Origin of the sequence: Enterobacter sp. IF2SW-B1, from assembly GCF_001743375.1 — a bacterium.
Taxonomy (GTDB): Bacteria; Pseudomonadota; Gammaproteobacteria; order Enterobacterales; family Enterobacteriaceae; genus Enterobacter; species Enterobacter bugandensis.
In genome coordinates this window covers 142,440-159,881 of the sequence record NZ_MJAA01000002.1, presented here as the reverse complement: position 1 = coordinate 159,881, position 17,442 = coordinate 142,440, and the positions used below count along the sequence as shown (strand labels likewise).

At 55.9% G+C, this 17,442-nt stretch carries 15 protein-coding genes and 1 other RNA gene; 11 read left to right on the top strand and 5 right to left on the bottom strand.

Features of this window, described 5'->3' with window-relative positions; all coding sequences use genetic code 11:
• Positions 1 to 675: 675 nt before the first annotated feature.
• From rnpB to garL, 3 genes are all read right to left on the bottom strand, one after another.
• Positions 676 to 1,052: RNase P RNA component class A (gene rnpB / locus A6013_RS05105), an RNA gene on the bottom strand.
• A gap of 59 nt (positions 1,053 to 1,111) precedes the next feature.
• Complete coding sequence (gene garR / locus A6013_RS05100) at positions 1,112 to 2,002, bottom strand: 2-hydroxy-3-oxopropionate reductase (RefSeq protein ID WP_069732657.1); 891 nt, start codon at positions 2,000 to 2,002, stop codon at positions 1,112 to 1,114.
• 21 nt (positions 2,003 to 2,023) lie between these two features.
• Positions 2,024 to 2,794, bottom strand: a complete 771-nt coding sequence (gene garL / locus A6013_RS05095) for a 2-dehydro-3-deoxyglucarate aldolase (protein WP_069732656.1) — start codon at positions 2,792 to 2,794, stop codon at positions 2,024 to 2,026.
• Between the two features lie 358 nt (positions 2,795 to 3,152).
• On the opposite strand from garL, the gene garD reads away from it, so the two are divergent.
• A complete protein-coding gene (garD, locus tag A6013_RS05090) occupies positions 3,153 to 4,724 on the top strand; it encodes a galactarate dehydratase (protein WP_045260095.1) in 1,572 nt (523 codons plus the stop codon).
• A gap of 47 nt (positions 4,725 to 4,771) precedes the next feature.
• Here garD and A6013_RS05085 read toward each other — a convergent pair whose 3' ends face one another.
• The gene (locus A6013_RS05085) at positions 4,772 to 5,575 is read right to left on the bottom strand and encodes a DeoR family transcriptional regulator (protein ID WP_048999518.1); all 804 of its coding nucleotides are present in this window, start codon (positions 5,573 to 5,575) and stop codon (positions 4,772 to 4,774) included.
• A 239-nt stretch (positions 5,576 to 5,814) separates the two neighbouring features.
• On the opposite strand from A6013_RS05085, the gene kbaZ reads away from it, so the two are divergent.
• The 8 genes from kbaZ (at position 5,815) to A6013_RS05045 (ending at position 13,940) form a co-directional block, all read left to right on the top strand.
• Complete coding sequence (kbaZ, locus tag A6013_RS05080; RefSeq protein ID WP_069732655.1) at positions 5,815 to 7,122, top strand: tagatose-bisphosphate aldolase subunit KbaZ; 1,308 nt, start codon at positions 5,815 to 5,817, stop codon at positions 7,120 to 7,122.
• Between the two features lie 19 nt (positions 7,123 to 7,141).
• Positions 7,142 to 7,615: a PTS N-acetylgalactosamine transporter subunit IIB gene (gene agaV / locus A6013_RS05075; RefSeq protein WP_028014524.1), complete on the top strand. Its 474-nt coding sequence runs from the start codon at positions 7,142 to 7,144 to the stop codon at positions 7,613 to 7,615.
• 10 nt (positions 7,616 to 7,625) lie between these two features.
• Complete coding sequence (gene agaW, locus A6013_RS05070) at positions 7,626 to 8,405, top strand: PTS N-acetylgalactosamine transporter subunit IIC (RefSeq protein WP_028014525.1); 780 nt, start codon at positions 7,626 to 7,628, stop codon at positions 8,403 to 8,405.
• Positions 8,395 to 9,273: a PTS N-acetylgalactosamine transporter subunit IID gene (gene agaE / locus A6013_RS05065; protein WP_047367066.1), complete on the top strand. Its 879-nt coding sequence runs from the start codon at positions 8,395 to 8,397 to the stop codon at positions 9,271 to 9,273. The genes agaW and agaE overlap by 11 nt, the downstream gene beginning before the upstream one ends.
• A gap of 16 nt (positions 9,274 to 9,289) precedes the next feature.
• Positions 9,290 to 9,724, top strand: coding sequence for a PTS galactosamine/N-acetylgalactosamine transporter subunit IIA (gene agaF, locus A6013_RS05060; RefSeq protein WP_069732654.1), 435 nt, complete (start codon positions 9,290 to 9,292; stop codon positions 9,722 to 9,724).
• Positions 9,725 to 10,000: 276 nt separating this feature from the next.
• On the top strand, positions 10,001 to 11,146 hold the full coding sequence (locus A6013_RS05055) for an SIS domain-containing protein (protein ID WP_069732653.1): 1,146 nt from the start codon (positions 10,001 to 10,003) through the stop codon (positions 11,144 to 11,146).
• 12 nt (positions 11,147 to 11,158) lie between these two features.
• Positions 11,159 to 12,031, top strand: a complete 873-nt coding sequence (gene kbaY, locus A6013_RS05050) for a tagatose-bisphosphate aldolase subunit KbaY (protein WP_069732652.1) — start codon at positions 11,159 to 11,161, stop codon at positions 12,029 to 12,031.
• Positions 12,032 to 12,050: 19 nt separating this feature from the next.
• Positions 12,051 to 13,940, top strand: coding sequence for an enterotoxin (locus A6013_RS05045; RefSeq protein ID WP_069732651.1), 1,890 nt, complete (start codon positions 12,051 to 12,053; stop codon positions 13,938 to 13,940).
• Between the two features lie 64 nt (positions 13,941 to 14,004).
• On the opposite strand, the gene rsmI is transcribed toward A6013_RS05045, so the two are convergent.
• Positions 14,005 to 14,868: a 16S rRNA (cytidine(1402)-2'-O)-methyltransferase gene (gene rsmI, locus A6013_RS05040; protein ID WP_047364705.1), complete on the bottom strand. Its 864-nt coding sequence runs from the start codon at positions 14,866 to 14,868 to the stop codon at positions 14,005 to 14,007.
• A 60-nt stretch (positions 14,869 to 14,928) separates the two neighbouring features.
• Between rsmI and A6013_RS05035 the strand changes: the two genes are divergently transcribed.
• Both A6013_RS05035 and A6013_RS26710 read left to right on the top strand, forming a co-directional pair.
• Positions 14,929 to 17,076, top strand: a complete 2,148-nt coding sequence (locus A6013_RS05035; RefSeq protein ID WP_069732650.1) for a penicillin-binding protein activator — start codon at positions 14,929 to 14,931, stop codon at positions 17,074 to 17,076.
• On the top strand, positions 17,034 to 17,429 hold the full coding sequence (locus A6013_RS26710; RefSeq protein WP_028014533.1) for a YraN family protein: 396 nt from the start codon (positions 17,034 to 17,036) through the stop codon (positions 17,427 to 17,429). The genes A6013_RS05035 and A6013_RS26710 overlap by 43 nt, the downstream gene beginning before the upstream one ends.
• Positions 17,430 to 17,442 lie beyond the last annotated feature (13 nt).

The window sequence follows — 17,442 nt, the reverse complement described above, 5'->3', positions numbered from 1 at the left end:
TATTTCCCTATGACGCAGCGGATTCTACCCAATAATGTTTCAGGGGGTATGTGCTGTTACTCACAATTTGCTTCCCCGCGCATTTTACGGGCACAACAAGAACCTAAAAAATACTTTATAATCAATGCCATATAAAATTAAAAGCACACCATTACGCTGATATCGATCAATAAAATCAGCAGTAATAAATTTATTTTATGGCGATAACCTTGATAAATTTCTCTGCGTTAAATAAATCAATAAAGACGAACTTTCAGACAATTAAAGACCAATAAATAACCGTTATTCCTTTTAAACATTCTTTCAAATTATCAAATTTTGCAGAGGATTTTTGGACAGCTTTTTATAAACAGTGGAATACGTCACACATTCATAGCCTGAATGTTTTTAATTTCAATATGTTTATATCAAATAAGAAAATATTTGCGATCGTTCAGTTAACATTCGCAACAAATTAACAATACTGTAAATTCACCATTTTTTAGGGTGAAATTTTGTGATAGTGATCGTTTGCGGTAGGCATAGCGATGCCTGAAAGGGTCATGCAGTGAAATGTGCTTAATGTCGCAAATATGAGAATTGATGTCGTTTGTGCGAGTTGCCGGGTAGCGATGCGCATACCTGGGCTACGAAACCCTAAAAGCAAAAACCCCGCCGAAGCGGGGTTCTGGAAGAAGTTGAAGCTGACCGATAAGCCGGGTTCTGTCGTGGACAGTCATTCATCTAGGCCAGCAATCGCTCACTGGCTCAAGCAGCCTACCCGGGTTCAGTACGGGCCGTACCATGTGAACCCCTATTTGGCCTTGCTCCGGGTGGAGTTTACCGTGCCACGGACTGTTACCAGCCGCGCGGTGCGCTCTTACCGCACCCTTTCACCCTTACCTGATCCCGCTTGCGCGGGCCATCGGCGGTTTGCTCTCTGTTGCACTGGTCGTGGGTTTCCCCCCCAGGCGTTACCTGGCACCCTGCCCTATGGAGCCCGGACTTTCCTCCCCTCCGCCCGTCTCCCCCGAAAGGGACGACGACGAAGCGGCGACTGTCTGGTCAGCTTCGGCGCGCAGTATAGAGGGTTTGCGCGCCGCTGTCACCCTCAGGTGCGGGCAAGATGCTATTAACGCGCCACTTCCACCTTCGCCAGTTTTTCGTAGTAGCACGCAATCGCGCTGTGATCGGCCGTGTCCAGGCCATCCGCACGCAGCGCCTGCATCATCTCCATAACCGCAGCGGTCAGCGGCAGCTGTGCACCCACGCCGTGAGACGTATCCAGCGCGTTCGCCAGATCTTTGATGTGCAGATCAATGCGGAAACCGGGTTTGAAATTACGATCCATCACCATCGGCGCTTTGGCATCCAGCACCGTACTGCCCGCCAGACCGCCACGGATTGCCTGATAGACCAGGTCCGGATTGACGCCCGCCTTCGTTGCCAGCGTCAGCGCTTCAGACATGGCGGCAATGTTCAGCGCCACAATCACCTGGTTCGCGAGCTTGGTAACGTTGCCCGCGCCAATGTCTCCGGTATGCACTACGGAGCCTGCCATCGCTTTCATCAGGTCATAGTATTTGTCGAACACGGCCTTATCGCCGCCCACCATCACCGACAGGGTACCGTCGATGGCTTTCGGCTCGCCGCCGCTGACGGGCGCATCCAGCATCTCTACGCCCTTCGCTTTTAACGCCTCGCTGATTTCACGGCTCGCGAGCGGGGCAATAGAGCTCATATCAATCAGCACCAGGCCCGGCTTCGCACCCTCGATGATGCCGTTCTCCCCAAGCGCGACCTCTTTGACGTGAGGGGAATTTGGCAGCATGGTGATGATGACATCGCACTGCTCAGCAATGGCTTTAGGGGTAGTAGCTGTTTCCGCGCCCGCCGCCATCACCTCAGCCACAGACTGTGGATTGTGATCGGATACCACCAGTGAGTAACCCGCTTTAATCAGGTTCTTACTCATTGGTTTACCCATGATCCCAAGACCAATAAAACCCACTTTCAGCGTCATAATCTGTTTCCTCAATGATGGTTATTTTTTAAAAGCGTCCGCTAATTTCTGCGTCGCTGAGCGGAACACGCCGAGGTCGCTGCCGACGGCAACGAACGTGGCTCCCCACTCCAGGTAGCGGCGGGCATCGGCTTCAACCGGCGCCAGAATGCCGCACGGTTTGCCGTGCGCTTTGGCGCGGGCAAAGATGTGCTGGATTGCGCGCTGTACGTCCGGGTGGCTGGCGTTGCCCAGATGCCCAAACGCCGCAGCCAGATCGCTTGGACCGACGAAGATACCGTCCACGCCGTCTGTGGCTGCAATCGCATCGACGTTATCAACGCCCTGCTGGCTTTCAATCTGAACCAGAATAGTGATGTTGCTATTGGACTGGACGAAATAGTCCGGCACGGTGCCAAACATGTTGGCGCGGTGCGATACCGAGACGCCGCGGATCCCTTCCGGCGGATAGCGCGTTGAGGCCACGGCCAGCGCCGCCTGTTCTTCCGTTTCCACAAACGGGATCAGGAAATTGTAGAAACCGATATCCAGCAGACGCTTGATAATCACCGGCTCGTTCGTTGGCACGCGTACCACCGGAGTGCTGGGGCTACCTTTCAGCGCCATCAGCTGCGGAATAAAGGTGCTGATATCGTTCGGCGCGTGTTCGCCGTCCAGCACCAGCCAGTCGAATCCGGCCAGGCCTAACACTTCGGTGCTGATAGGGTTTGCCAGCGCGGACCAACAGCCAATCTGAATCTGGTGCGCCGCGAGGGCAGCTTTAAACTTATTCGGGAAGATATCGTTATTCATCACTTAACCCTTTTTTAATTCCGCAGTTTTAGCCAGTAATATTTATTCCAGAACAGATTCTTTATATTTATTTCTCTGACTGAATGGTGGCGTTATAAAATCGTCATTCAGTATAATCGGCTCTACACGTCAGCACATTGTTTTGATGCTCAAGTATTGCGCTACATCTCAACGCTATTTTGAGCATATGCACAAAGCAGTGGGCGCTAATGCACAGAATCAAGGATTAGTCCGCCTGAAACGATCGCGATCACATTTTCACTTTTCTTCTCCTGACATGCTTTATTTCTACGTTAAGAAAACGATTATCCAACGAGTTATTTTTCATAGCTGAAACTTTGCCGGAGAAGAGTGAATAATGACCGATATTGTAATTAGAGAGGCACCCCCGACGGCGTTTTATATTAAGGTTCACGATACGGATAACGTGGCGATTATTGTCAACGACAATGGCTTAAAAGCAGGCACCCGCTTCCCGGACGGGCTGGAGCTGATTGAGCATATTCCGCAGGGGCACAAGGTCGCGTTGGTCGATATTCCTGCCCACGGTGAAATCGTACGCTACGGCGAAGTCATCGGCTATGCGGTAAGCGCTATCCCGCAGGGTAGCTGGATTGAGGAGTCGCTGGTGGCGCTGCCAGAAGCACCGCCGCTAAATACGCTTCCGCTAGCGACCCGCGTTCCTGAAGCTTTGCCGCCGCTGGAGGGCTATACCTTTGAAGGCTACCGCAATGCGGACGGTAGCGTCGGCACCAAAAACCTGCTCGGCATTACCACCAGCGTGCACTGCGTGGCGGGCGTGGTGGATTACGTGGTGAAAATCATTGAACGCGATCTGCTGCCAAAGTACCCGAACGTCGACGGCGTGGTGGGTCTTAACCACCTGTACGGCTGCGGCGTAGCGATCAACGCGCCTGCGGCGGTCGTGCCGATCCGTACTATCCACAATATCGCCCTGAATCCGAACTTTGGCGGCGAGGTGATGGTAATCGGTCTCGGCTGTGAAAAATTGCAGCCAGAGCGCCTGCTTCAGGGCACCGAAGATGTCAAAGCCATCCCGGCTGACGGGGCCAGTATCGTGCGCCTGCAGGACGAGCGCCACGTTGGTTTTCGTTCAATGGTCGACGATATTTTGCAGGTAGCAGAGCATCATCTGGACAAACTCAACCGCCGCCAGCGCGAAACGTGTCCGGCGTCGGAACTGGTGGTGGGAACACAATGCGGCGGCAGCGATGCGTTTTCCGGCGTGACGGCCAACCCGGCAGTGGGCTATGCGTCCGATCTGCTGGTTCGCTGCGGCGCCACGGTGATGTTCTCCGAGGTAACCGAAGTGCGTGACGCCATCCATCTGCTGACGCCGCGCGCAGTCAACGAAGAGGTGGGCAAACGCCTGCTGGAGGAGATGGCCTGGTACGATAACTATCTCGATATGGGCAAAACCGACCGCAGCGCCAACCCTTCGCCGGGCAACAAGAAAGGCGGCCTGGCAAACGTGGTGGAAAAAGCCCTCGGTTCGATTGCCAAATCCGGCCAGAGCGCGATTGTGGAAGTGCTCTCTCCAGGCCAGCGGCCAACCAGGCGCGGCCTTATTTATGCGGCAACACCTGCCAGCGATTTTGTGTGCGGCACCCAGCAGGTGGCCTCCGGTATTACAGTGCAGGTCTTTACCACCGGGCGCGGCACGCCGTACGGGCTGATGGCGGTCCCGGTGATCAAGATGGCGACGCGCACCGAGCTGGCAAACCGCTGGTATGACTTAATGGATATCAACGCGGGCACCATCGCCACCGGGGAAGAGAGTATTGAGGACGTGGGCTGGAAACTGTTTCATTTTATTCTGGACGTAGCGAGCGGGAGGAAGAAAACTTTCTCGGACCAGTGGGGATTGCATAACCAGCTGGCGGTGTTTAACCCGGCACCGGTGACGTGATGGCCCCTCAGCCTTCCCTCTCCCCATAGGGGAGAGGGTAAAAAACCTTAAACCAACACCACCTCAATCCCGCTTTTCCGTAATCCTTCCAGACTCTCCGCCGGAATGCCTTCATCAACGATAATCATATCAATCCTTTGCGTATCAATGATTTTATGCAGGCTTGAGCGGTTAAACTTGCTGGAGTCGGTCACGACAATAATACGCTCTGCCACCTCGCACATTTTGCGGTTCAGGCGTGCTTCATCCTCGTTGTGCGTGCTCACACCGCGATCGAGATCGATAGCGTCGACGCCCAGGAACAGCAGATCAAAGTGATAATTCTGTAAGGACTGTTCCGCCTGGTCGCCGTAGAAGGACTGCGACTGACGCCGCAAGTGCCCGCCGGTCATCAGCAGCTCTACCCCTTCTGCTTCCAGCAACGCATTCGCCACGTTCATCCCGTTAGTCATCGCAATGACATCCGTGTGCTGGCGCAGCATACGAGCGATCTCAAAAGTCGTGGTGCCGGAATCCAGAATAATGCGGTGCCCCGGCTTCACCAGCGCGGCGGCGGCCTGAGCGATGCTGCGCTTCACCGCCGTATTGAGCGAGCTTTTATCCTCAACGGAAGGCTCGATGCCAGGCGCATTCCCTTCGCAGATCAGCGCCCCGCCGTAGGCACGAACGGCGATGCCCTGCTTTTCCAGAAACGCCAGATCGTTACGGATCGTCACCGTCGATACGCCGTACAGATGTGAAAGATCGTTAACCTGCACGCTTCCCTGCGCCCGCAACCGCTGAATGATCTGCTCCCGCCTTTCACTGGTGCCGGTGATGCGCTTCTCTGCGGATGAATCGCTGCTGCTCATACGAGATCCTTAATCAATAAACTTTCATTTCATTTCGTTTTGTCTATTAACGCCTTTCTTTTTAGCGAATGCAAGCGCTGTCTGGAGGACATACGCAAGCCTGTGAACAGCTGAAACCTTTCATTGTGTTTCTTTTGTGAAACAGATCGGAAAACCATTATCTTTCGTTTTATTTTTACACCGCCATAATGCAGGATTAAATGAAACAAAACGAAAGATAAAAATCATTACCATCCGAAATGGAGAGGAAAGTGAAACATCTGACAGAAATGGTGGAACAACATAAACGGGGGAATGCAAACGGGATTTATGCCGTCTGTTCCGCACATCCACTGGTACTTGAAGCTGCCATTCGTTACGCCCATTCACGCCAAACGCCACTGCTGATTGAAGCCACCTCAAACCAGGTGGATCAGTTTGGCGGCTATACCGGCATGACGCCCGCTGATTTTCACGGGTTTGTCTGCCAGTTGGCGGACTCGCTTGGTTTCCCGACGTCACAGTTGATCCTCGGCGGCGATCATTTAGGGCCCAACCGCTGGCAAAACCTGCCGGCTTTGCAGGCGATGGCGAACGCCGAGGATCTGATCAGGCACTACGTGGCAGCCGGATTTAAAAAAATTCACCTCGATTGCAGCATGTCCTGCGAAGACGATCCGGTTCCTTTAACCGATGCGATCGTTGCCGGGCGCGCCGCGCGTCTGGCAAAAATTGCCGAAACAACCTGTCTTGAGCAATTTGGTGTAGCCGATCTGGTCTACGTTATCGGCACGGAAGTTCCGGTTCCCGGCGGCGCGCACGAAACGCTGACCGAGCTTGAGGTCACGACGCCAGAGGCGGCGCGCGCCACGCTTGAGGCACACCGCCACGCATTCGAGAAGGAAGGGTTAAGCGACATCTGGCCGCGCATTATTGGCCTGGTGGTTCAGCCCGGCGTTGAGTTCGACCATGCGCACGTTTGTGACTATCAGCCACATAAAGCCGTCGCGCTGAGCAAGATGGTTGAAGCCTATGACACGCTGGTATTTGAAGCACACTCCACCGATTACCAGACGCAACAGGCGCTGCGCCAGCTGGTGAACGATCACTTCGCTATTTTAAAAGTCGGCCCTGCCCTGACCTTTGCCCTGCGTGAAGCGCTGTTCTCACTGGCCGCCATTGAAGAAGAACTGCTCCCGGCGAAAGCCAGCTCGGGCCTGCGTCACGTTCTGGAAAACGTGATGCTCGATCGCCCGGAATACTGGCAAAGCCACTATCACGGTGACGGCAACGCCCGACGCCTGGCCCGCGGCTACAGCTACTCCGACCGCGTACGCTATTACTGGCCGGACAGCCAGATTGACGATGCCTTTGAACGACTGGTGCGCAATCTGGCAGACGAACCCATTCCGCTGCCGCTTATCAGCCAGTATTTGCCGTTGCAGTACAGCAAAGTTCGCGAGGGCGCTCTCAAGTCAACGCCGCGGGAACTCATCATTGACCACATTCAGGACATACTCCAGCAGTACCATGCCGCCTGCGAAGGCGTAACGACTCCACACGCATAATTAAAAAGAGGAAAACGCTATGCCAAACATTGTCTTATGCCGCATTGATGAACGCCTGATCCACGGACAGGTGGGCGTGCAGTGGGTGGGGTTTGCGGGGGCAAACCTGGTGCTGGTGGCAAATGACGAGGTTGCAGACGATCCGGTTCAACAAAACCTGATGGAAATGGTGCTCGCGGAAGGGATCGCCGTGCGTTTCTGGTCGCTGCAAAAAGTGATCGACAATATTCACCGCGCCGCTGACCGCCAGAAAATCCTGCTGGTCTGCAAATCACCCGCCGATTTTCTGAAGCTGGTTGAAGGCGGCGTGCCCATCACCCGTATCAATGTCGGAAACATGCACTACGCCAGTGGCAAACAGCAAATTGCCAAAACGGTCTCTGTCGACGCGAACGATATCGCTGCGTTCAACGGCCTGAAAGCGGCCGGGGTGGAATGCTTTGTTCAGGGCGTCCCAACAGAGACCGCTTTGGATCTCTTTAAACTGCTTTGAGGGATTCACAATGGAAATCAGTCTGTTGCAGGCGTTCGCGCTGGGGCTTCTTGCCTTTATCGCGGGCCTGGATATGTTTAACGGCTTAACACACATGCACCGCCCGGTGGTGCTTGGTCCTCTGGTCGGCCTGATACTGGGCGATCTGCATACCGGGATCCTGACCGGCGGTACCTTAGAGCTGGTCTGGATGGGTCTGGCGCCGCTGGCGGGCGCGCAGCCGCCAAACGTGATTATCGGCACCATCGTCGGCACCACGTTTGCCATCACCACGGGCGTGAAGCCGGATGTCGCCGTTGGGGTCGCGGTGCCGTTTGCCGTGGCGGTGCAGATGGGTATCACCTTCCTCTTCTCGGTCATGTCCGGCGTAATGTCCCGCTGCGATCGCATGGCGGCCAACGCGGACACCGACGGCATAGAGCGAGTCAACTATCTGGCGCTGCTGGCGCTCGGCATTTTTTATTTCCTGTGCGCGTTTCTGCCCATCTACTTTGGCGCTGAACACGCGAAAACCGCCATTGCTATCCTGCCGGAGCGTCTGATTGACGGTCTCGGCGTCGCGGGCGGCATCATGCCAGCGATCGGCTTCGCCGTGCTGCTGAAGATCATGATGAAAAACGTCTACATCCCTTACTTCATTATCGGTTTTGTCGCCGCGGCCTGGCTGAAGCTTCCGGTACTGGCGATTGCCGCAGCGGCGCTGGCGATGGCGCTGATCGACCTGCTGCGTAAATCGCCTGAACCGACGGCGCCCGCGGCCCAGAAAGAGGAATTTGAAGATGGCATCTAATCAAACCACCCTGCCGGGCGCGTCTGTCAGTGAAGAGACGCTGCTGAGCGGCGTGAATGAGAACGTCTATGAAGACCAGACCATTGGCGCGGAGCTGACCAAAAAAGACATTAACCGCGTGGCCTGGCGCTCCATGCTGCTGCAGGCCTCGTTCAACTATGAGCGTATGCAGGCCTCCGGCTGGCTGTACGGGCTGCTGCCCGCGCTGAAAAAGATCCACACCAATAAGCGGGACCTGGCGCGGGCGATGAAAGGTCATATGGGCTTCTTTAACACCCATCCGTTTCTGGTGACCTTCGTTATCGGCATTATTCTGGCAATGGAGCGCTCAAAGCAGGATGTAAACAGCATTCAGAGCACCAAAATTGCGGTCGGAGCCCCGCTCGGAGGCATTGGTGACGCCATGTTCTGGCTGACCCTGTTACCCATCTGCGGCGGTATTGGTGCCAGCCTGGCGCTGCAAGGTTCCATTCTTGGCGCGGTAGTTTTTATCGTGCTGTTCAACGTGGTGCATCTCGGCCTGCGCTTTGGCCTGGCGCACTACGCATACCGAATGGGCGTTGCCGCCATTCCGCTGATCAAAGCCAACACCAAAAAGGTGGGCCACGCGGCCTCTATTGTCGGGATGACGGTGATCGGCGCGCTGGTGGCGACCTACGTCCGACTCAATACGACGCTTGAAATCAAGGCGGGTGATGCGGTCGTTAAACTGCAAACCGACGTGATCGACAAGTTGATGCCCGCGTTCCTGCCGCTGGTCTACACCCTGACCATGTTCTGGCTGGTGCGCCGCGGCTGGAGCCCGCTGCGGCTGATCGGTATCACCGTGGTGCTGGGCGTTGTCGGTAAATTCTGTCACTTCCTGTAAAAGCAAAGAGGTTGCGATGTTAGGCATAATTTTGACGGGTCACGGCGGCTTTGCCAGCGGGCTTGAACAAGCGATGAGGCAGATCCTGGGCGAGCAGCCGCAGTTTATCGCCATCGATTTTCCGGAAAACTCCACCACTGCAAGGCTGACCGCTCAGCTTGAGCAGGCGGTGAGTGAGCTGGATCCAGAGCAGGATATTATTTTCCTCACCGACCTTCTCGGCGGCACGCCGTTTCGCGTGACCTCGACGCTCGCGATGCAAAGACCGGGTAGCGAAGTGATTACCGGCACCAACCTGCAGCTTTTGCTGGAAATGGTGCTGGAACGTGACGGATTAAGTAGCGAAGCGTTTCGTCTGCAGGCGCTGGAGTGCGGCCACCGCGGCCTGACCAGCCTGGTGGATGAGCTTGGTCGCTGTCGCGAGAAAGCCCCCGTAGAGGAAGGAATATGATCCAGTTACTTTCACAGCGTTCACCTTCGTAGTTTACATTGCGTGTCCCGGCGGCCTTACGGCATCAAATCGTAAGGCCTTTCTTTTCCTTTCCTTGGTTTTACCCTTTCCTTTCACGATCACACTTTTCGTTTTATTCCCTTTCCATTATTGAACTTTCGATTTCTTTCCTATAGATTTTGTTTAACTGCTAATGTGAATAAGTGAAACGAAACGAAAGATAGCGACACGTTTGCCAGCGTCTGATGTGGAATTCACACGACTAAGGACTGAGTTATGCAACAAACCACCGCCGCCACAACCGGCACCTGGACCGAAAAAGAGATCCGCCAGCAGCCTGCCTGCTGGATCCGCTCACTCAACAACATCGATAATCTGCGCACCTCGATTGACGGTTTCCTGACGCCGCTGCTGCGTAAGCGAGACCTGCGGATCGTCCTCACCGGCGCGGGCACCTCCGCGTTTATTGGCGAGATAATTGCCCCCTGGCTTGCGAGCCACACCGGTAAAAACGTCTCCGCCATACCGACAACCGATCTGGTCACCAACCCGATGGATTACTTCAGCCCGGCACACCCTCTGCTGCTGGTCTCTTTTGCCCGCTCCGGCAACAGTCCAGAGAGCGTCGCCGCCGTTGAGCTGGCGAACCGGTTCGTGCCCGAGTGCTACCACCTGTCGATCACCTGCAACGAGGCGGGAAGCCTGTACCAGAACGCCGTCGAGAGCGATAACGCCTTTGCCCTGCTGATGCCAGCCGAAACGCACGATCGCGGGTTCGCGATGACCAGCAGCATTACCACCATGATGGCGAGCTGTCTGGCCGTATTCGCACCAGAAACGATCGGCAGCCAAAGCTTCCGGGACGTAGCCGATCGCTGCCAGGCGATCCTCACCTCGCTCGGGGATTTCAGCGAGGGCGTCTTTGGCAACGAACCGTGGAAACGCGTTGTGTATCTGGGAAGCGGCGGTCTGCAGGGCGCGGCGCGCGAGTCTGCGCTGAAGGTGCTGGAGCTGACCGCGGGCAAGCTGGCGGCATTCTACGATTCACCAACGGGCTTTCGTCACGGGCCTAAGTCACTGGTGGATAACGAAACGCTGGTGGTGGTGTTTATCTCCAGCCATCCGTATACGCGTCAGTACGATCTGGATCTGCTGGCCGAGCTGCGCCGCGATCGTCAGGCCATGCGCGTGGTCGCCATCGCCGCCGAAAACGATCCAGCCATTGAAGCGGGGCCGCATATCCTGCTGCCGCCTTCCCGTCCGTTCAACGATATGGAGCAGGCGTTCTGCTTCCTGATCTACGCCCAGGTCTTTGCGCTAACCCAGTCTCTGCATGTTGGCAACACGCCGGACACACCATCCGCCAGCGGAACGGTCAACCGTGTGGTACAGGGCGTGGTTATTCATCCGTGGCAGGTTTAAGAGGATCGTATTATGAGTATTATTTCGACCAAATATCTTCTGCAGGACGCGCAGACAAAGGGCTATGCCGTTCCGGCCTTTAACATCCATAACGCCGAGACGATCCAGGCGATCCTCGAAGTGTGCAGCGAAATGCGATCGCCGGTGATCCTCGCCGGGACGCCGGGTACTTTTAAACACATTGCGCTGGAGGAGATCTACGCTCTGTGCAGCGCGTACTCCCTCAGCTACGACATGCCGCTGGCGCTGCATCTCGATCATCACGAATCGCTGGATGACATTCGTCGCAAGGTACATGCCGGCGTACGCAGCGCAATGATCGACGGTAGCCACTATCCCTTTGAAGAAAACGTGAAGCTGGTGAAATCGGTGGTCGATTTTTGCCACCTCAACGACTGTAGCGTTGAGGCGGAACTGGGCCGTCTGGGGGGTGTTGAAGATAACATGAGCGTCGACGCCGAAAGCGCATTCCTGACCGACCCGCAGGAGGCGAAACGCTTCGTTGAGCTGACCGGCGTGGACAGCCTCGCCGTCGCCATCGGCACCGCGCACGGCCTCTATACCAAACGCCCCAAAATTGACTTCCAGCGCCTGGCTGAGATCCGCGAGGTGGTAGCGGTTCCGCTGGTGCTGCACGGAGCGAGCGATGTTCCGGATGATGATGTGCGCCGCACTATTGAACTGGGCGTGTGCAAAGTTAATGTCGCAACCGAGTTGAAAATCGCCTTCTCTGATGCGGTCAAAGCCTGGTTTGCCGAGAACCCGCAGGGCAACGATCCGCGCTTCTACATGCGCGTCGGGATGGACGCCATGAAAGAGGTGGTCCGAAGCAAGATCGCCGTTTGCGGTTCGGCTAACCGTCTGCGTCTTCCGGCAGAAGCATAACAAAGAGGATCTTACTTTAATGAAAAAAGTGCTCACCCTCTCAATGCTTGCCCTGTGCGTTTCCCATGGCGCGATGGCAGCGAACTACACGCTCACTAACGACAAGATTGCCCTGTCCTTTGATGACGCCAATTCAACGGTGGTGGTAACTGACAAAAAGGCCAACCACCTCATCACCCCGCAGGAACTGTTCTTTCTGACGCTGCCGGACGAAACCAAAATCCACACCGCTGATTTCAAAATCAAGCACGTCGAAAAGCAGGACAGCGCCATTGTCATCGACTTTTCGCGTCCGGATTTTAACGTGACGGTAAAGCTCAACCTGGTGAAAGATAAATACGCCAGCATCGATTACACCCTCGCGGCGGTAAGTCAGCCGCGTGACGTGGCAAAAATCACCTTCTTCCCGACGAAAAAACAGACGCAGGCACCTTACGTTGACGGGGCGATCAACAGCTCGCCGATTGTCGCGGACTCGTTCTTTATTCTCCCGGACAAGCCCATCGTTAACACCTACGCCTATGAAGCGACGACCAACCTCAACGTAGAGTTAAAAACGCCGATTCAGCCCGCAACGCCGGTCAGCTATACCACGTATTTCGGCACTTTCCCGGAAACCAGCCAGCTGCGCCGCAGCGTAAACCAGTTTATTAATACCGTGCGTCCGCGTCCGTATAAGCCCTACCTGCACTACAACAGCTGGATGGATATTGGCTTCTTTACCCCCTATTCCGAACAGGACGTGCTGGGGCGGATGGATGAATGGAATAAGGAATTTATCGCCGGACGCGGCGTGGCGCTGGACGCCTTCCTGCTGGACGATGGCTGGGACGACCTGACCGGGCGCTGGCTGTTTGGCCCGGCATTCGGCAACGGTTTTGGCAAGGTACGGGAAAAAGCCGACAGCCTGCACAGCTCGGTCGGACTGTGGCTCTCACCGTGGGGAGGGTATAACAAACCGCGCGACGTTCGCGTCTCGCATGCAAAAGAGTATGGGTTCGAAACCGTCGACGGGAAGCTGGCCCTGTCAGGGCCTAACTACTTTAAAAACTTCAATGAGCAGATCGTTAAGCTTATCAAAAACGAGCATATTACCTCGTTCAAGCTGGACGGGATGGGTAATGCCAACGCGCATATCCCGGGTAGCCCGTTCGCCTCGGATTTTGACGCCTCCATCGCTCTGCTGCATAACATGCGCAGTGCCAACCCGAATCTGTTTATCAACCTGACGACCGGCACCAACGCCAGTCCGTCCTGGCTGTTCTATGCGGATTCCATCTGGCGTCAGGGTGATGACATCAACCTGTACGGTCCCGGCACGCCGGTGCAGCAGTGGATGACCTACCGCGATGCCGAAACGTACCGCTCCATTGTGCGCAAAGGCCCGCTGTTTCCGCTGAACTCGCTGATGTATCACGGCATTGTCAGCGCTGAGAATGCCTATTACGGGCTGGAGAAGGTGCAAACGGACAGTGATTTTGCCGATCAGGTCTGGAGCTACTTCGCCACCGGCACCCAGTTGCAGGAACTGTATATCACCCCTTCAATGTTGAACAAGGCGAAGTGGGATACGCTGGCGCAGGCCGCAAAATGGTCGCGTGACAATGCCAGCGTGCTGGTGGATACGCACTGGATTGGCGGAGACCCGACGGCGCTGCAGGTTTACGGCTGGGCTTCGTGGAGTAAAGAGAAAGCCATACTCGGCTTGCGTAACCCCTCGGACAAGCCGCAAAGCTACTATCTTGATTTAGCGAAAGAATTCGAAATACCCACGGGAGACGCGGCGAAGTTTAGTCTCAAAGCGGTGTACGGCAGTAATTCAACCGTACCTGAGGAGTACAAAAACGCGGTGGTGATTACGCTGCAGCCGCTGGAAACGCTGGTATTTGAGGCGATGCCTGGGAAATAGAAGAGTAAATAAATCTGTAGGCCGGGTAAGGCGCAGCCGCCACCCGGCAAAACAGTATCAGAAATTACTCCCCCTGCTGCTCCAGCGCATACTTATACAGCGCATTTTTCTTCACGCCGTGAATCTCTGCTGCTAATGCCGCCGCTTTCTTCAGCGGCAGTTCGGCCTGCAGCAAGGCCAGCGTGCGCAGCGCATCAGCAGGCAGGGCATCCTCTTCCGCCCTATGCCCTTCGACAATCAGCACCATTTCGCCTTTGCGGCGGTTTTCGTCTTCCTTCACCCACGCCAGCAGTTCACCGACTGGCGCGCCGTGAATGGTTTCCCAGGTTTTGGTCAGCTCACGCGCCAGCACCACGTAGCGGGATTCGCCCCAGACGGTGACCATATCTTCCAGGCTTTCCAGCAGGCGGTGAGTGGATTCGTAGAAGATAAGGGTACGCGGCTCGGCTTCCAGTTCCTTTAATACATCGCGACGGCCTTTGGATTTGGCAGGGAGGAAGCCTTCATAGCAGAAACGGTCAGACGGCAGACCTGCAGCGCTTAACGCAGCAATCGCGGCGCACGGCCCCGGCAGCGGCACAACGCGAATCCCGGCTTCGCGACAGGTGCGCACCAGATGGTAGCCAGGATCGTTAATCAGAGGCGTCCCGGCGTCAGAGACCAGCGCGATGTTCTGCCCCTCTTTGAGCTTCGCCACCAGCGTTTCGGCTTTTTGTTGCTCATTGTGATCGTGCAGGGCAAACAAACGGGCGTTAATCGCGAAATGTTGCAGCAGTAAACCGGTGTGGCGGGTGTCTTCAGCGGCAATTAAATCAACAGCTTGCAATACGTTCAGCGCACGTTGGGTAATATCAGACAAATTCCCGATAGGAGTAGGTACAATATAAAGCTGGCCTTGAGAATTATCTGCCGTTTCGTGTTGTTTCATTGTTTCGTCCGTATTGCCGATTTAATATTGAGCATTGCGTAAAAAATCACTGGATACAGTATGGTACCGTTAACGTTTCTTCGAAAAAAAGCCACGCGCAGCGTGCCGCTGCTGCTCGCAGCCCTGATTTTTGCAGGCTGTGGCACCCAGGCACCTGACCAGAGCACCGCCCATCTTCAGGGCTCCGCTCAGGCTGATTCTGGCTTTTATCTGCAACAAATGTCGCAGAGTACAAATGATACCAGGATCAACTGGCAATTACTCGCCATTCGTGCACTGCTGAAAGAGGGCAAAACCCAGCAGGCTGCCGAGCTGTTCGGCCAACTGCCGAAAGAGCTTAACGATACTCAGCAACTTGAGCAGAGCCTGCTCTCTGCCGAGCTGAAGGTCGCGCAGAAAGATTATGATGGCGCGAAAAAGATTCTGGGGAGCATCGACCTGAGCGCGCTGGATAAAAACCAGCAGGCGCGCTTCTGGCAGGCAGGCATTACCGCTGAGCAGGGGCGCCCTTCCCTGACGCTCCTGCGTGCCTTGATTGCCCAGGAGCCGCTGCTCGCCGGTGCCGACAAGCAGAAAAACATTGATGCCACCTGGCAGGCGCTTGCCTCGATGACCCAGGATCAGGCAAAGGCGCTGGTCATTAACGCGGACGAAAACGTGCTTCAGGGCTGGCTTGATCTGCAGCAGATGTGGTTTAACAACCGCAGCGATCCAAAAATGCTGAAAGCCGGTATTACCGACTGGCAGACCCGTTACCCGCAGAACCCGGGCGCAAAAATGCTGCCAACCCAGCTGGTGAATGTGCAGAACTTTAAGCCTGCGTCGACAAGCAAAATTGCGCTGCTCCTGCCGCTGAATGGCCAGGCAGCAGTGTTTGGCCGTACGATTCAACAGGGCTTTGAAGCGGCGAAAAACGGCACCACGCCGGTAACGGGCAGTGCGGTTCCGGTGCAGGCAGCGCAGGCGGCCAACGTGAACGACGTTGTCAGCCCCTCTGCCGCCGAGACCAGTGACCTGACCACCGCACAAACCCCGCCGCAGGGTACAATGCAAAACCCGGTTACCGCACCGACAACCCCACCAGCGACTGCCGCACCGGCAGCACAGGCTCCGGCTGAGGCACAAGCGACGCCTGCACCAGAGGCAACGGCAGAACAGCCTCAACAGCAGCCGGCACAACCAGCATCACAACCTGCCGCTCAGCCGCAGGCCGTGGCGACCGCCAGCGCGAATCCTGGCGCTGAGCTGAAAATCTACGACACCAGTTCGAAGCCGCTTGACCAGGTGCTGGCGCAGGTTCAGCAGGACGGGGCAAGCATCGTTGTCGGCCCGCTGCTGAAAAACAACGTGGAAGAGCTGATGAAGAGCAATACCACGCTGAACGTACTGGCGCTCAACCAGCCGGAACAGGTTCAGAACCGGGCCAATATTTGCTACTTCGCACTCTCTCCGGAAGATGAAGCCCGCGATGCGGCGCGTCATATCCACGAGCAGGGTAAACAGGCCCCGCTGCTGCTGATCCCGCGCAGTACGCTGGGCGATCGCGTGGCTAATGCTTTTGCCGACGAGTGGCAGAAGCTGGGCGGCGGCATCGTGCTGCAGCAGAAATTCGGTTCCGTCTCTGAACTGCGTGCGGGCGTTAACGGTGGGGCGGGTATCGCGCTTAACGGCAGTCCGGTTTCCGCCAGCCTGCCGCAGCAGCAGAGCGTGACCATTGGCGGCCTGACCATCCCTGCCCCGCCAACCGACGCGCAGATAAGCGGTGGTGGTAAAGTGGATGCGGCCTATATCGTTGCCACGCCGCAGGAGATCGCCTTTATCAAGCCGATGATCGCGATGCGTAACGGCAGCCAGAGCGGCGCAACGCTCTACGCCAGCTCCCGCAGCGCACAGGGCACTGCAGGCCCGGATTTCCGTCTGGAAATGGACGGCCTGCAGTACAGCGAAATCCCGATGCTGGCGGGCAGCAACCCGGCGCTGATGCAGCAGGCGCTAAGCTCCGTACGTAACGACTATTCGCTGGCGCGTCTGTATGCGATGGGTGTTGATGCGTGGGCGCTGGCAAACCACTTTACCCAGATGCGTCAGGTGCCGGGCTTTGAACTTAACGGCAACACCGGCGATCTGACCGCCACTCAGGACTGTGTGATTAACAGGAAGTTATCATGGCTCAAATACCAGCAGGGGCAAATCGTCCCGGCCAGTTAAGCCGTAAAGAGACCGGCGATGCGTGGGAGTTAAAAGCGCGTCGCTGGCTCGAAGGCAAAGGACTGCGCTTTATCGCCGCCAACGTCCGCGGGCGCGGCGGCGAAATTGATCTGATCATGAAAGACGGTCAGGTGATTGTGTTTGTAGAAGTCCGCTTTCGACAGTCTTCCCGTTTTGGCGGTGCTGCCGCCAGCGTGACGCTCGCCAAACAACATAAATTATTACAGACTGCCCACTTGTGGCTTGCCCGCCATAATGGGAGCTTTGATACTGTGGATTGCCGTTTCGATGTGATAGCCTTCACCGGAAATGAGATCGAATGGCTTAAAAACGCTTTTGGCGAAGACGCATAATTAAGATTTAAAA

Bases quoted from the DNA above. Each gene is read 5' to 3' on its own strand.
- garR (WP_069732657.1), bottom strand. From the start codon at position 2,002: ATGACGCTGAAAGTGGGTTTTATTGGTCTTGGGATCATGGGTAAACCA.
- garL (WP_069732656.1), bottom strand. From the start codon at position 2,794: ATGAATAACGATATCTTCCCGAATAAGTTTAAAGCTGCCCTCGCGGCG.
- garD (WP_045260095.1), top strand. From the start codon at position 3,153: ATGACCGATATTGTAATTAGAGAGGCACCCCCGACGGCGTTTTATATT.
- A6013_RS05085 (WP_048999518.1), bottom strand. From the start codon at position 5,575: ATGAGCAGCAGCGATTCATCCGCAGAGAAGCGCATCACCGGCACCAGT.
- kbaZ (WP_069732655.1), top strand. From the start codon at position 5,815: ATGGAGAGGAAAGTGAAACATCTGACAGAAATGGTGGAACAACATAAA.
- agaV (WP_028014524.1), top strand. From the start codon at position 7,142: ATGCCAAACATTGTCTTATGCCGCATTGATGAACGCCTGATCCACGGA.
- agaW (WP_028014525.1), top strand. From the start codon at position 7,626: ATGGAAATCAGTCTGTTGCAGGCGTTCGCGCTGGGGCTTCTTGCCTTT.
- agaE (WP_047367066.1), top strand. From the start codon at position 8,395: ATGGCATCTAATCAAACCACCCTGCCGGGCGCGTCTGTCAGTGAAGAG.
- agaF (WP_069732654.1), top strand. From the start codon at position 9,290: ATGTTAGGCATAATTTTGACGGGTCACGGCGGCTTTGCCAGCGGGCTT.
- A6013_RS05055 (WP_069732653.1), top strand. From the start codon at position 10,001: ATGCAACAAACCACCGCCGCCACAACCGGCACCTGGACCGAAAAAGAG.
- kbaY (WP_069732652.1), top strand. From the start codon at position 11,159: ATGAGTATTATTTCGACCAAATATCTTCTGCAGGACGCGCAGACAAAG.
- A6013_RS05045 (WP_069732651.1), top strand. From the start codon at position 12,051: ATGAAAAAAGTGCTCACCCTCTCAATGCTTGCCCTGTGCGTTTCCCAT.
- rsmI (WP_047364705.1), bottom strand. From the start codon at position 14,868: ATGAAACAACACGAAACGGCAGATAATTCTCAAGGCCAGCTTTATATT.
- A6013_RS05035 (WP_069732650.1), top strand. From the start codon at position 14,929: ATGGTACCGTTAACGTTTCTTCGAAAAAAAGCCACGCGCAGCGTGCCG.
- A6013_RS26710 (WP_028014533.1), top strand. From the start codon at position 17,034: ATGGCTCAAATACCAGCAGGGGCAAATCGTCCCGGCCAGTTAAGCCGT.